At 72.7% G+C, this 12,935-nt stretch carries 11 protein-coding genes, 1 tRNA gene and 1 pseudogene; 4 read left to right on the forward strand and 9 right to left on the reverse strand.

All coding sequences use genetic code 11. The features are described from left to right. The 3 genes and pseudogenes from IG90_RS43780 to IG90_RS0125080 form a co-directional block, all read left to right on the forward strand. Positions 1-157 (forward strand): annotated as a pseudogene (locus IG90_RS43780) (integrase core domain-containing protein); the annotation flags it as partial. Positions 158-177: 20 nt separating this feature from the next. Next, positions 178-585 (forward strand): hypothetical protein, encoded by a 408-nt coding sequence (locus tag IG90_RS0125075; RefSeq protein ID WP_051860245.1) that lies wholly within the window; start codon positions 178-180, stop codon positions 583-585. After that, entirely contained in the window at positions 582-2,381 is a 1,800-nt protein-coding gene (locus tag IG90_RS0125080; protein WP_051860246.1) for a hypothetical protein, read from the forward strand. Before IG90_RS0125075 ends, IG90_RS0125080 begins: the two co-directional genes overlap by 4 nt. 154 nt (positions 2,382-2,535) lie before the next feature. Here the strand turns inward: IG90_RS0125080 and IG90_RS0125085 are convergent. Next, positions 2,536-2,620: transfer RNA gene (locus IG90_RS0125085), tRNA-Leu, on the reverse strand. Positions 2,621-2,784: 164 nt separating this feature from the next. On the opposite strand from IG90_RS0125085, the gene IG90_RS0125090 reads away from it, so the two are divergent. Next, complete coding sequence (locus IG90_RS0125090; protein WP_030588786.1) at positions 2,785-4,089, forward strand: DUF2254 domain-containing protein; 1,305 nt, start codon at positions 2,785-2,787, stop codon at positions 4,087-4,089. Between the two features lie 42 nt (positions 4,090-4,131). On the opposite strand, the gene IG90_RS0125095 is transcribed toward IG90_RS0125090, so the two are convergent. From IG90_RS0125095 to IG90_RS0125130, 8 genes are all read right to left on the reverse strand, one after another. Beyond that, entirely contained in the window at positions 4,132-5,220 is a 1,089-nt protein-coding gene (locus tag IG90_RS0125095) for a sugar phosphate isomerase/epimerase family protein (RefSeq protein ID WP_030588789.1), read from the reverse strand. 66 nt (positions 5,221-5,286) lie between these two features. Beyond that, positions 5,287-6,681: an alkaline phosphatase family protein gene (locus tag IG90_RS0125100; RefSeq protein WP_030588792.1), complete on the reverse strand. Its 1,395-nt coding sequence runs from the start codon at positions 6,679-6,681 to the stop codon at positions 5,287-5,289. After that, a complete protein-coding gene (eboE, locus tag IG90_RS0125105) occupies positions 6,678-7,853 on the reverse strand; it encodes a metabolite traffic protein EboE (RefSeq protein ID WP_030588795.1) in 1,176 nt (391 codons plus the stop codon). Before eboE ends, IG90_RS0125100 begins: the two co-directional genes overlap by 4 nt. Before the next feature lie 4 nt (positions 7,854-7,857). After that, positions 7,858-8,706: a TatD family hydrolase gene (locus tag IG90_RS0125110; protein WP_030588797.1), complete on the reverse strand. Its 849-nt coding sequence runs from the start codon at positions 8,704-8,706 to the stop codon at positions 7,858-7,860. Beyond that, positions 8,706-9,404, reverse strand: coding sequence for an EboA domain-containing protein (locus IG90_RS0125115; RefSeq protein WP_030588800.1), 699 nt, complete (start codon positions 9,402-9,404; stop codon positions 8,706-8,708). Before IG90_RS0125115 ends, IG90_RS0125110 begins: the two co-directional genes overlap by 1 nt. Then, the gene (locus tag IG90_RS0125120; protein ID WP_030588803.1) at positions 9,398-10,288 is read right to left on the reverse strand and encodes a sugar phosphate isomerase/epimerase family protein; all 891 of its coding nucleotides are present in this window, start codon (positions 10,286-10,288) and stop codon (positions 9,398-9,400) included. Before IG90_RS0125120 ends, IG90_RS0125115 begins: the two co-directional genes overlap by 7 nt. Then, a complete protein-coding gene (locus tag IG90_RS0125125) occupies positions 10,285-11,658 on the reverse strand; it encodes an SCO3242 family prenyltransferase (RefSeq protein ID WP_030588805.1) in 1,374 nt (457 codons plus the stop codon). The genes IG90_RS0125120 and IG90_RS0125125 overlap by 4 nt, the downstream gene beginning before the upstream one ends. Further along, entirely contained in the window at positions 11,655-12,857 is a 1,203-nt protein-coding gene (locus IG90_RS0125130) for an inositol-3-phosphate synthase (RefSeq protein WP_030588808.1), read from the reverse strand. The genes IG90_RS0125125 and IG90_RS0125130 overlap by 4 nt, the downstream gene beginning before the upstream one ends. Between the last annotated feature and the right edge of the window lie 78 nt (positions 12,858-12,935).

A 12,935-nucleotide genomic window follows, 5' to 3' on the forward strand; every position in this document is an offset into this window, starting at 1 on the left:
CGAGTGGGCCTACGCCCGCCCCTACCAATCAGAGCAGGAACGACGCGACGCCTTCCCCGGCTGGCTCCACACCTACAATCACCACCGCGGACACACCGCCCTCGCAGGCAAACCACCCGCCAGCCGCGTCCCCAACCTCACAGGGCAATACACCTAGACACCACCGAAGTCATCCCTTTGCGCGGCCCCGACGTACGCGTCCTTCAAGACGGCTCCTGCGTCCTCGCAGTCCGGGGAAACCGCACCCGCCTGATCATCTGCTCACGCCCCTACGAGCGCACCCTGGCCCAGGCCGCCGGGCACGCAGGCACCGGCTACCTCTTCCGGCCTGCCTGCTTCGCCCGGTCCAGCAACACCGTCACCGACCTCATCTACCGCGCCGCCCGCGACCCGCGCGTACCGCACCTGGTCCTGGGCCGCTGCCGCGCCACCTGGCTGGTCGAGCGCATGAACATCCCCATCCCGCTGCCCGTCCTGCTCGCCGCGGCCGGCCTCGACTCGCTCCACGCCCTCTCCCGCCTCCTGCCCTACCTCAAAGGCACCGGCGCCGAGCAGGCCCACACCGTCCTCAGGGAGATGCCGTGACCCCCACCCACAACCCCCGCCCACTCCCGCACGACCACACCGGCACACCCCCATGGCTGTACCAGCTGCGAGAACGCCGCCAGAACGTCAAAGCCACCGACTTCACCCGCGCCCGCCAGCTCGTCGAACGCTCCGGCATCATCCCCCTGCTCCACCAAGCACAGCAGCGCGCCCGCAAATCCAACGCCGGACGCACCCGCACCGTCAGCCTGAAGGCCCTGTTCATCGCCATGACCCTGGACTCCTGGCGCAACCACGGACGCGTCGTCCTGGCCGAGGTCGCCGACATCCTCGCCCAGCAGCTCACCCCTGCCGCACGCGCCCAACTCGCCCTGCCCGCATGGCCCGACAACGCCGACGGCTTCGAGTCCGCCTACCTGGCTGTGCGGCGCGCCTTCCACGCCGCCGAGGCGGTCATGGACCCCTCCCCACTCCCCAAGCGCCGCCTCCCGCGCGCAGACGCCCTGCGTCTGGAGCAGCAGGCCGACCAAGAGCAGCTCGCCGCACGCCGCCAACTGCTCGTCGAGGTCACCAACCGCATCGCCGAAGCCTCCCTCGCCCCGGCCAGAGCCGTCATCGAAGAATTCTGGGACGGCTCGGCCGCCGTTGACGCCACTCCGATCCGGACCTTCTCACGCGGCGTCAGCGCTACCGGCCCGGACACCGCCACCGACCCCGACGCCGCCTGGTACGTCCGCGAGGGCAACCACCGCGACCCTGCAACCGCCCCGCAGGCATGCAACACCCGCAGCGGCGGGAAGACCCGCAAGGCCAAGCGCTACCTCTTCGGCTTCGAAGCCACCCTCGTCGTCACCGGCGACACATCCGCCGCCCCGCCCGGCAGCCCCTCGGCAGCCGCCCGCGACCACAGCCAGCACCTGCCCGCCCTCGTGCTCGCCTTCACCGTCCACAAACCCGGACACGACCCCGCCGGCAACGCCATCACCGCACTCCGGGACATGCGGCGCCGCAACTACCCCACCGGCTGGCTCGCCGCCGACCGCGCCTACAACGCCGCCCTGCCCGAGAATTTCCACATCCCCGTCCGCGACCTCGGCTACCGCCCCATCTGGGACTACCGCATCGACCAGCTCGGCATCCAGGGCACCCACGCCGGCGCCCTCCTCATCGACGGCACCTGGTACTGCCCCCACCTCCCCGAAGCCCTCACCACCACCACCGCCGACCTCCTCAACAAAAGGATCGACAAGAACACCTGGCGCGCCCGCATCGACGCCCGCGCCTCCTACCGCCTGCGCCCCAAAGCCGCCCCCGACCACCGCGGCGCGCGAAGGATGCTCTGCCCCGCAGCAGGCACCCACCCCACCGTCGCTTGCCCGGTCAAACGCCGAAGCCTCGGCCGCGACCCGCGCCTGCCCCTCATCGACATCACCCCCACCCCGACAGGACACCCCGAAATCTGCCGCCGCGAGTCACTCACCTTCACCCGCGACATCGGCATCCGCCACTGGCAGGAACTCGACCATGGCCGCGCTCCCTGGGTCCACCACTACTTCCGCCTGCGCAACCGCGTCGAGCACTTCAACGGCTACGCCAAGGACCAAGAAGCCATCGAACGCTCCCGCACTCGCCGCATCCGCGGGATCGCAGCCCAGTCCCTCCTCCTCGCCTTCCAGATCGCCCATGCCAACCACCGCAAACTCGCCGGCTGGCTCGACACCCTCCAGACCAACAACCAACCCGCCCGCCGCCGCCCCTCCAACCGCCACAAACTCAAGAACCCCCACCGCTGGACCCCCAACGGATACCTCCCCGACACCACCCCGGAAACCTGACCCACCCCACCCCCCACACCCCACCTGAACAGCACAAACACATCTGGCCCTCTGCGAACCCGCAGAGGGCCAGATCACGTCCACCACAACAACAAAGCCGGTCAAAGCGACAAAGTGTCGCTTTGACCGGCTTCATTTGGTCGGTTGACCCGTGTGTCCGAGGGGGGACTTGAACCCCCACGCCCGATAAAGGGCACTAGCACCTCAAGCTAGCGCGTCTGCCATTCCGCCACCCGGACAAGGTGTCTGCCGTTCGCGGTGTGTTCCCCGCGGCGACATGGAAAACAATACCAGGGGTTCGCCGCGCCCTTCACCCGCATATCCGGTGGTCAGTGCGGTGCGGCGGGCCGGTGCGGCCTCGGCGTCCCCGGTCCGCGGAGGTCCCGGGGCTACCTTCGCGTCCATGAGTGATCGCGGCTACCGCCGGCCCCGCCCGCTGTCCCCTCTGCGTGAGCATCTGCGTGACACGTTCTGGTTCGCCCCGACCACGGGGTTCGTCTGCGTGTTCGTGCTGTGGTTGATCGCCATCGAACTGGACGAGGCGATCGTCACGCTGCTCCGGCGGGAGGAGGCGTACGACGAGCTCAGCCGGCTCATCGCGTTCTCCCAGGACACGAAGACGATCGTCACCACGATCAGCTCGGCGATGATGACCTTCATCGGGGTCGTGTTCAGCATCTCGCTGGTCGCGGTGCAGATGGCCGCCGGCCAGCTGACGCCCCGGGTGGTGCGGATCTTCGTCAGGAGCCGGATCAGCAAGCTCACGCTGACGGTGTTCCTGGCGACGTTCCTCTGCTCGCTGCTGGTGCTCTCCTCGTACGAGAGCGAGACGGACCCGCGCCGGGTGGTCTCGGTCCCGCTGGTGCAGAGCCTGCTCATCCTGGCGCTGCTCGGGCTGAGCCTGCTGCTCTTCGTCGTCTACGTGAGCGCGACGCTGCGGCTGATGCAGGTGGGGCCGGTCGTCGACAAGATCGCTCGCGACTCGTTCCGGGTGCTGGGCAGGATGCCGAGGGGGCCGCGAGGAGAGGACGAGCCGGGGCCCGAGACCGCGCGGGTGATGCACGAGGGGCGGGCCGGGGTGCTGCGCGACGTGAACACGGCGCGGCTGGTCCGGGCCGCGCGGCGGCAGGACGTCGTGCTGCGGCTCATCCCGCGGATCGGCGACTTCGTGGTGCCGGGGACTCCGGTCATCGCCGTCCACGGCGGGGCCGTGCCGCCTCGGCGACGGCTCCGGTACACGGTGTCCGTCTCGGTGGAGCGCACCCTGCACCAGGACCTGTCGTTCGGGCTGCGCCAGCTCACGGACATCGCGTTGCGGGCCCTGTCGACGTCCGTGAACGATCCGACCACCGCCGTGCAGTGCCTGGACCGGATCGTGCAGTTCCTGGCGGCCGTGGCGCACCTGCCGCTCGGCACGGTCCACCACCGTGACCGGGCCGGGCGGGTGCGCCTCGTGCAGGACGGGCCGGGGTGGGACGACCTGGTCGACCTCGCCTTCGAGGAGATCCGCTGGTGTGTCGCCGGGAGTCCCCAGGTGACGCGCCGGCTCATGGCGGGCCTCGACGACCTGCTGCTGTTCGCCCCCGAGGAGCGGAAGAAGGCGCTGGCCAGGCATCGTGCGCTGCTCGTCCAGACCGTGGAGCGCGCGGTGCCGGTGGCCGCCGACCGCGCGTTCGCCCTGCTTCCGGACCGCCAGGGCATCGGGTAGCCCGGCCCGCCGGAGGGACTCCGGCGGGCCGGGGTGCGCTCGTCAGTCGCCGCAGCGGCCCTCGCGCAGGGAGTGCAGGTGCTCGCTCGACTTACGGGCGAAGGCGAGCGACTCGACCGGGTTGTCGTGCTCGGTCTGCCAGTGGTGGTACGTCCGGCCGCGATGGGTCCGGTGCGTGACCTCGGACAGGAACGTCCTGTAGTCGATGTCCCCGTCGCCGACGTCCGACATGCGGTAGCCGTCGCGCGTCGTGTCGTCGCGGACGCCGTCCTTGACGTGGAACAGCGGGTAGCGGTCCGGGTGCTTCAGGACGTAGTTCAGCGGGTCGAGCGGCGCCGGGCTGCCGTCCACGCGCTTGCTGAAGCGGAACTGGGCGCAGAACGCCCAGTAGATGTCCATCTCCAGGTAGACGAGGTCCGGGTCGGTCTCTTCGAGCAGCACGTCGTAGAGGCGTACGCGCGGCTTGTCGGTGGCGAAGGAGAACTCCTCGGCGTGGTTGTGCTGGTAGAACTTCATGCCGCGCTTGCGGGCGGCCGCCCCGTACGTGTTGAAGTCCTCGGCCGCCCGCTTCCAGCCGTCCACCGTGTCGCCGTAGCGGAAGGGGCCGGAGGCCGTGCCGATGTGCTTGAGGCCGAGGGCCTGGGCGTCGTCCAGGACCTTCTCCAGGTTCTGGGCGAAGGTGTAGGCGCCGGGGTTGCTGTCGTCGTAGTAGCCGACGTGGCTGCCGATCGGGTTGAGGCCGTGGTCGCGCGCCAGCCGCTTGAGCCGGGCCAGGGTGATGGCGCCGGCCGAGCCCTGGGTGTAGCCCGCGAACTCGATCTCGTCGTAGCCGTACCTCTCCAGTTCGGCGAAGACGGGGGCGAAGCCGAGGGTGGAGACCTGGTCGCGGAGGCTGTAGAGCTGGATGCCGAGGCGGCCGGGGGGCAGCACGGGCCTGCCCTTGCCATGCCCGTGACCGTGGCCGTGGTCATGCCCGTGGCCCTCGCCGGGTACCTGGCCGCGGTCGCGGCTGTCGGCCTGGGCGCTCGCCGTGCCGATGATCGTGGCGGCGGTGGCTCCGGCGGCGACACCGAGGATGTTGCGGCGGCTCAGTCTGCGGGCGAGTCCGGTGTCCTTGGAGGTGCGGCTCATGTTCGCGTGACTCCCTTGGTGACCTGACGGGGTGAGTGGTGCGGTGCCGGGTGCGTGACGGGGATGTCAGTGCAGTCCGGCAAGCTGGAGGAGCAGGGACTTCACTTCGGTGGCCCTGACCCGGTCGGTGAACGCGTGGGGGGTGGAGCAGAGGATGAGCGGACCTTCGTCGTCGCTCTCGGGGAGGCGGCCGTGGCTGCCGCGAACAGGTGAGGGGTCCAGGGGGACGACCGCCATGCGGTAGCGCAGGCCGAGCTTCTTGCGGGCGACCGCCGAGACGGCCTTGACCCGGACGTAGGGGTCCTGGGGGTCCATGAAGAGCTCGACGGGGTCGTAGCCGGGCTTGCGGTGGATCTCGACGAGCTGCGCGAAGTCGGGGGCGCGTGCGTCGTCGAGCCAGTAGTAGTACGTGAACCAGGCGTCCTTCTCCGCGACGGCGACCAGTTCGCCGGAGCGGGGGTGGTCCAGGTGGTGCGCCTTCTTGCCCTCGTCGTCGAGGAGCTGCTCGATGCCGGGCAGGTCCGCGAGGGCCGCCCGGGTCGCCTCCAGGTCCTCGGGGCGGCGTACGTAGACGTGGGCGAGCTGGTGGTCGGCGACGGCGAAGGCCCGGGAGGTCATCGGGTCCAGGTATTCCATGCCGTCCTGGGTGTGGACCTCCAGCAGGCCCGCCCTGCGCAGGGCGCGGTTGATGTCGACCGGCCGGTCGACGCGGGTGATGCCGTACTCGGAGAGCGCGACGACGGTACGTCCCTCGGCGCGGGCGTCGGCCAGCAGCGGGGCCATGGCCCGGTCGAGGTCGGTGGCGGCCCGGTGGGAGCGGGGGTCGTCGGGGCCGTAGCGCTGGAGGTCGTAGTCCAGGTGGGGCAGGTAGCAGAGGGCGAGGTCGGGGGTGCGGGTGGCGATGATGTGCCGGGTGGCGTCGATGATCCACTGGGAGGAGACCAGGTCGGCGCCGGGCCCCCAGAAGTGGAAGAGGGGGAACGTGCCGAGTTTGTCGGTCAGTTCGTCGTGCAGGGCGGGGGGCCTGGTGTAGCAGTCGGGTTCCTTGCGGCCGTCGGCGTAGTAGACGGGGCGCGGGGTGACCGTCCAGTCGGTGTCGGCTCCCATCGCGTACCACCAGCAGATGTTGGCGACGGTGTAGCCGGGGTGGGCGCGGCGGGCCGCGTCCCACAGCTTGTCGCCCTCGACGAGCCCGTTGTGCTGGCGCCACAGCAGGACGTCGCCGAGTTCGCGGAAGTACCAGCCGTTGGCGACGATGCCGTGTTCGGCGGGCATCGTGCCGGTGAGGAAGGTCGACTGGGCGGCGCAGGTGACGGCGGGCAGGACGGTGGAGAGCGGTGCCTGTGCGCCCTGCTCCCCCAGGGCCCGGAGGTTCGGCATATGGGCCAGGAGCTGGGGGGTGAGGCCGACGACGTCGAGGACGAGGAGGGGGGTGGGGGCGGTGGCGGCGTCTTCGCTCATGGCAGCTCCTTGAGGCCGAGGTCGACCAGGAGGTCGCGGGCGAGGGTGAGTTCGGCGGCGATGCCGTCGGCGAGCTGGGTGCGGGTGCGGGGACGCAGTTCGGCGGGCAGCGCCTGCCAGGTGTACGTCTCCACCTCCAGGTGGCGGGTCAGGGGCACGGGTCCGCCGACGAGCCGGGTGAGCGTGTCGCGGAGCACGGGCAGGGTCGAGGTCAGCGGGGGCGCCGGGGGTGCGTGCAGCGGTACGTGGAAGTGGGCGCGCCAGGGCGTGCTGTCCGGGAGCGCCCGGCCGGCGACGGCCTCGTCGAGGTCATCGGTGCCGCGCAGCCCGGCGGCCGTGCGGGTGCGCGTCTGGTGCAGGAAGCGCGGTTCGGCGAACGCGGCGAGTGCGGTGCGGACCTCGGGCAGGTGGGGGTGTTCGGCGTGCAGGGCGGCGGAGAGCTGGGACTTGACGACGCGGACGCCTGCGGCGGCCAGTGCGTCGAGTGCGGTGCCGGCGTCCTCGAAGGAGGTGGCGAGGTGGCAGGTGTCGACGCAGATGCCGATGCGGTCGTGGCCGACGTCGGTGAGCGGCGCGATGGCGTCGGCGGTGGTCTCCACCGTGCAGCCCGGTTCCGGTTCGAGGCCGATGCGGATGGACCTGCCGGTCAGTTCGGCCAGGACGTCGAGGCGCTGGGCGAGCGTGGCGAGGGCGGCGAGGGCGGTGCGGGCCGCCTCGGGGTCGCCGTCGTAGGGGGTGCGCCAGGCGAGCGGCAGGGTGGAGATGGTGCCCTCGGTGGCGTCGTCCGGGAGCAGGGCGGCCAGGAGGCGGGCGAGGTCGGTGGTGTGGGCGAGCCGGTCGGGTTCGGTCCAGTCCGGCCGGTAGACCCGGTATTTGACCTCGTCGGCGCCGAACCCTTCGTACGGGAAGCCGTTGAGGGTGACCACTTCCAGGCCGCGGCCGTCGAGGTCGGCGCGCAGTGCGCGGAGTTCGACGGGGTCGTTGATCAGGGCGCGGGCGGCGTCCCGGGCGAGCCAGAGGCCTATGCCGAGCCGGTCCCGGCCGAGTCTGCGGCGGACGGGTTCGCAGTGGTCGCGGAGCTGGGCGCGGACGCCGTCCAGGGTTTCGGCGGGATGGACGTTGGTGCAGTAGGCGAGGTGGACGGTCGAGCCGTCCGGGTGGCGGAAGCGCATGGCCTCACTCCCCGCCGCGCAGGATGGAGTTGCCCTCGTGGAGCGGATCGGGGGCCAGGACGTCCAGCTGGAGGCGGCCGCTCCGGCCGTAGAAGGCGACGGGGTTGCGCCACAGGACCTGGTCGACGTCGTCCTCGGTGAACCCGGCCTTCAGCATGGCGTCGGCGACCTTACGGGTCTTGAGGGGGTCGCTCTTTCCCCAGTCGGCGGCCGAGTTGACGAGGATCTTCTCGGTGCCGTGGTTCTGGAGGATGGTGACCATCCGGTCCTCGTCCATCTTGGTGTCCGGGTAGATGGAGAATCCGGCCCAGCAGCCGCTGTCGGTGGCCGCCTTCACGGTTGTCTCGTTGAGGTGATCGAGGAGGACGTCCTCCGGGGGGAGGTTCGATTCGCGGATGACGTCGATCGTGCGGTGCAGACCGGCGAGCTTGTCGCGGTGCGGGGTGTGGACGAGGGCGGGCAGCCCGTGGTCGGCGGCGAGCTGGAGCTGGGCGGCCAGCGCGTGGTCCTCGGCCGGGGTCATGGAGTCGTAGCCGATCTCGCCGACGGCGACGACGGAGTCCTTCACGAGGTAGCGGGGCAGCGCGTCCAGGACGGGGGTGCAGCGGGGGTCGTTCGCCTCCTTCGGGTTGAGGGCGAGCGTGCAGTGGTGGGCGATGCCGTACTGCGAGGCGCGGAAGGGCTCCCAGCCGAGGAGCGCGTCGAAGTAGTCGAAGAAGCTGGCGGGCGAGGTGCGGGGCTGGCCGAGCCAGAAGGAGGGCTCGACGAGCGCGCGGACCCCCGCGTCGTACATCGCCCGGTAGTCGTCGGTGGTGCGGGAGGTCATGTGGATGTGGGGGTCGAAGATGCGCATCAGGACTCCTCCGTGGGGGCGGGGGCTGCGGGAGCCGCGGTCGGCGGGGCTTGCTGGGCGCCCTCGGCCGGGGCGGTGAGGGCGAGGACCGTGCGCAGGTCTTCGGGGACGGTGCGGCCGGCCGCGGTGCGTTCGGCGGCGAGGTCGCCGAGCATGCGGGCGAGTTCGGCGTCGCCCCGGGCCCGGTGGGAGAGCCGGGCGACGGCCGCCACCGGCACCTCGGTGAACAGGCACTTCAGTACGGCGTGCCGCCAGGCGTGCGGGTCCAGGTGGTCGGCGGCGTAGGGGCCGACGGCCGCGGACACCAGCCGGGTGTCGTTGGCGCGCAGGGCGTCCTCGACGAGCGGGACGGCGGTGTCGCCCAGGTCGAGGCGGTGCAGGGTGAGCAGGACGGCGCGGCGTTCGGCGGCGGTGCCCTGTTCGTAGAGCCGGGTGACGGAGGGCAGTGAGGCGCGGGCCTCGACGAGCAGGAGGGAGCGTACGGAGTCGGCGTGCTCCAGTCCGCAGTGCCGCCCGGCGGCCGCGTAGCGCAGCTCCCACGGCGGGGAGGTGCAGGGGCCGGTGGCCTCCGGCCCGGGAGCGTCGTGGGTGGCTTCTGTGCGGGCGGCGTCGTGGGCGGCTTCGGCGAGGGCCTCGTCGAGCCAGGCGCGGGCGGCCCCGCCGAGTTCGGCGTCGAGTTCCTTGCGGGACTTCAGCACGGGGCGGCTCCCTTGGTCGCGGCGTCGCCTCTCGATGTGGCGTCGCGTGTCATGGCCTCGCGCAGGAAGTCGAGCGACGTGCGGGCCAGTTCGGGGCCTGCGTGGGAGTGGCGGGGCAGTTCGACGACGGTGAGGCCCCGGTAGTCCGAGGCGGCCAGGGCGGCGAGCACGGGCGGGAAGTCGATCTCCCCGTCGCCGAACGGGAGGTGCTCGTGGACGCCGCGCCGCATGTCCTCGATCTGGACGTGCCGGAGCCAGGGGGCGGACTCCTTGATGCACTCCACGGGCGAGGCCTCCTCCAGGCACTGGCAGTGGCCGATGTCGAGGGTGAGGCCGAGCGGTCCCGGGTCGCCGAGGAGTACGCGCAGGTGGTGGAAGTCGGCGAGGGTGGCGAGGAGGTGACCGGGTTCGGGCTCGATGGCGAGGGGGATGCCGGACCGGTCGGCGGCTTCGAGGACGGGGGCGATCGCTTCGGTGAGCCGTTTCCACGCGGTGTCCACCGGGGTGCCGGGCGGGGTGATGCCGCTGAAGCAGTGGACGGCGTGCGCGCCGAGTTCGGCGGCCACGTCGACGGCGCGGACGAGCAGCGCGGTGCGGGCGGCACGGGCGTCGGGGTCCGGGTCGAGGAGGGAGGGGCCGTGCTTGCGTCGCGGGTCGAGGACATAGCGGGCGCCGGTCTCCACGGTGACCCGGAGCCCGAGGGCGGTGAGCCTGCGCCGGACCTGGCGGGTGCGTTCGGTGAGGTCCGGGGCCATGGGGTCCAGGTGCATGTGGTCGAGGGTCAGGCCGACGCCCTCGTAGCCGAGGTCGGCGAGCAAGCCGAGGGCGTCGTCGAGGCGGAGGTCGGTGAGCCCGTTGGTGCCGTATCCGAGGTGGAGGGTCATGTGAGGCTCACCTTCCGGGCGAGGCTGCGGGCGAGGGGGACGAGCCCCATGACGGCGAGACCGGTGACGGGCGCCCCGGCGCGGGCGGCGAGCGCGGCCTGGAGCGGGATCATGGCCCGGATGCCCCCGCCGACCGCCCGCTGGGTCAGCTGCGGGGACGGGTTCAGTGCGGCGTGCAGGAGGGGAGGCCCTGCGGTACGGAGACAGGCGCCGGTGAGCGTGATCAGCAGGAGGCGGGTGGGGTCGGTGGCCCACCCCGGGAGCCCTCTCCCGAGAAGGGCCCCGGGCCGCGGGGTCGCTCCGGTGCCTGCGTCGGCCCACCCGGTACGGTTCGCGTCCCGCGGCCCTGCCCCGCCCTGGGCCGTGGTCGCACCGGAGCGGTCCGGGGCCTGTCCCGGGGGCACCCCGAGCACCGCTGCCGCGAGTGCCGTCGTCGTGGCCAGCACCGCGAGTGGGGTGCCGGTGGAGCCGCCCTGCGCCTCGTGGCGCGATACGGCGGTGACGCCGTAGGTGTGCGCCCCGAGCACCAGGGCGGCGGGCAGCGCGGGCAGGGATGCCGTCAGCGCGCCCGGCGTCGGCACCGCTGTCGCCGTCGCGGCCGCCGACGCCCCGGCGACATGGTCGTGCGAGCGGCTCCGGCCCGCTGCGCGCACGCCCGTCGCTGCCGCCGTCGCCGTCGCGCCCAGAAGCAGGTCCAGGGAGCGGGCCGCCGCCATGGCCGCCGGGCCCGCCTTCGTGTGCTTCAGGTGGAGGTCGTAGGCCCAGACCGTGGCGGCGAGGCCCGTCGCGACGGTCAGCGCGGGGCGGCCGGCCCGGGCCGCCAGGGCGAGGCCTGCCGCGGTCAGTACCCCGGCCGCTCCCAGGGCCGCCGCCGGGCTGACGCGGCCCGAGGGGATCGGGCGGTGCGGGCGGTCGACGGCGTCCTCGTCGCGGTCGGCCCAGTCGTTGAGGGCCATCCCGGCCTCGTACAGGCACAGCGACGCACCCATCGCCAGTGCGGTGCCCCGGCCGGGCCGGCGGCCCACCGCCGCCGCGCCCGCCAGGGCGTCCCCGGGCACGGAGAACAGGGCGGAGACGCGTAGCAGTTCCGCCCAGGCCCGCAGACGCTCCCGGGGCGCAGCCCGGTCGGAGTCCCGTTCGGAGCCCGCGGCCGGCCGGCCCGGGCCGGCGTCGTCCGCACCCCGTTCGCCGTTCCGGCCCGCGGGAGGCGGTCCAGGCCTGTCCGGTGCGGGCGCAGTCCCACCCGCACCGGACAGGCTGTCCTGGGTCACGGCGGTCGGCCCGCCGAGCGCGAAACCGTCCCCCCGCCCGGCCGGGAGCAGCGGCAGGGCCGCCACCAGCGCGGCCGGAAGGGCTGGCCGCCGCCTCACGCCTGGGCCCGCAGCCGCTCGGCGAAGGAGAGCAACGTGGCGTACTGCTCGGCGAGTGCCGCCGAGGTGCCGCCGTCCGGGTCCTTGAAGTAGAAGCCGAGCTCCGGCAGGGGGCCGCTGATCCCGGCCTCGTGGGCGCGGGCGAGCAGCCGTGCCAGGTCCAGGACCAGCGGGGCCGCGAGGGCCGAGTCGCAGCCCTGCCAGATGGTCTGGAGGATCATGCGGGAGCCGAGGAAGCCGTCGAAGGCGATGTGGTCCCAGGCGGTCTTCCACTCCCCCATCGCGGGCACGTCGTCGATGTGCACGTCGCCCTCGGGGGCGGTGCCGAAGGTGTCGGCCAGGACGCGTTCCTTGCCGGCGTTCTTGGCTGCGGCGGCCGCCGGATCGGCCAGCGCCGCCCCGTCCCCGCCGCCCAGCAGGTTCGACCCGGACCACGCCCGTACGGCGAGGGCGCGCTGGAGGAACATCGGGGCGAGCACGGAACGGAGCAGCGTCTGGCCGGTCTTGCCGTCGCGTCCGGCGTGGGGAAGTCCGCTGAGGGCGACGATGTCGGTGAGCGCGGGGGTGCGCAGGCCGGTGGACGGGGTGAAGTTGGCGTAGGCGCAGCCGGCCCTGAGGGCGGCGGCCGCGTAGAGCGAGCTGGCGGGCAGCCGGGGGTCGTCGGGCGCGGGCGCGGGTTCGGTGGAGGCGACGTTGACGACGACGGTGCGGGCCAGGTCGTGGCGGTGGGCGAAGTCGGTGAGGTCGGCGGCGAACGCGGCGATGAGTTCCTGGTCGCTGCGGGTGTCGCCGGGGAGCGGTCCGCCGGGGCGGATCTCGGCGTCGGCGGTGTCGAGTTCGGCGCGTACGGCGGAGGGCAGTCCGTGCGGCAGCACGCCGCCGTCGGCCAGCACCTCGGCCCGCTTGGACAGCGGGCAGTCGAGGGTGTCGTGGCCGCCGAAGACCAGGCTGGTCAGGGCGGGCAGACCGCTGTCGGCGAAGGGGGGCGTCTCGGTGACCATGCCGGTCGGCGGGTGCAGGCCCGCGGCGATGGCGGCGCAGCCCGCGGTGGCGGTGGTCGCCACGGAGCCGCGTGCTCCGATGAACCAGACACCGGTACGGCTCGCGGTGCCCGCGGGGCCGGGAGCCTCCGACGGGCGCGGGGCGTCGATGCGGCCTGGGGCGTCGATGCGGCCTTCACGATCGGCGTGTGCGGTCACGGGCTGCCTCCCTGGAGGGATGTCGGGGGTGGAGGACGACGGGCGGGGGAAGGTGTGTGCTTCCCCCACCCGTCGTCG

Origin of the sequence: Streptomyces anulatus (genome assembly GCF_000721175.1) — a bacterium.
Taxonomy (GTDB): Bacteria; Actinomycetota; Actinomycetes; order Streptomycetales; family Streptomycetaceae; genus Streptomyces; species Streptomyces anulatus_C.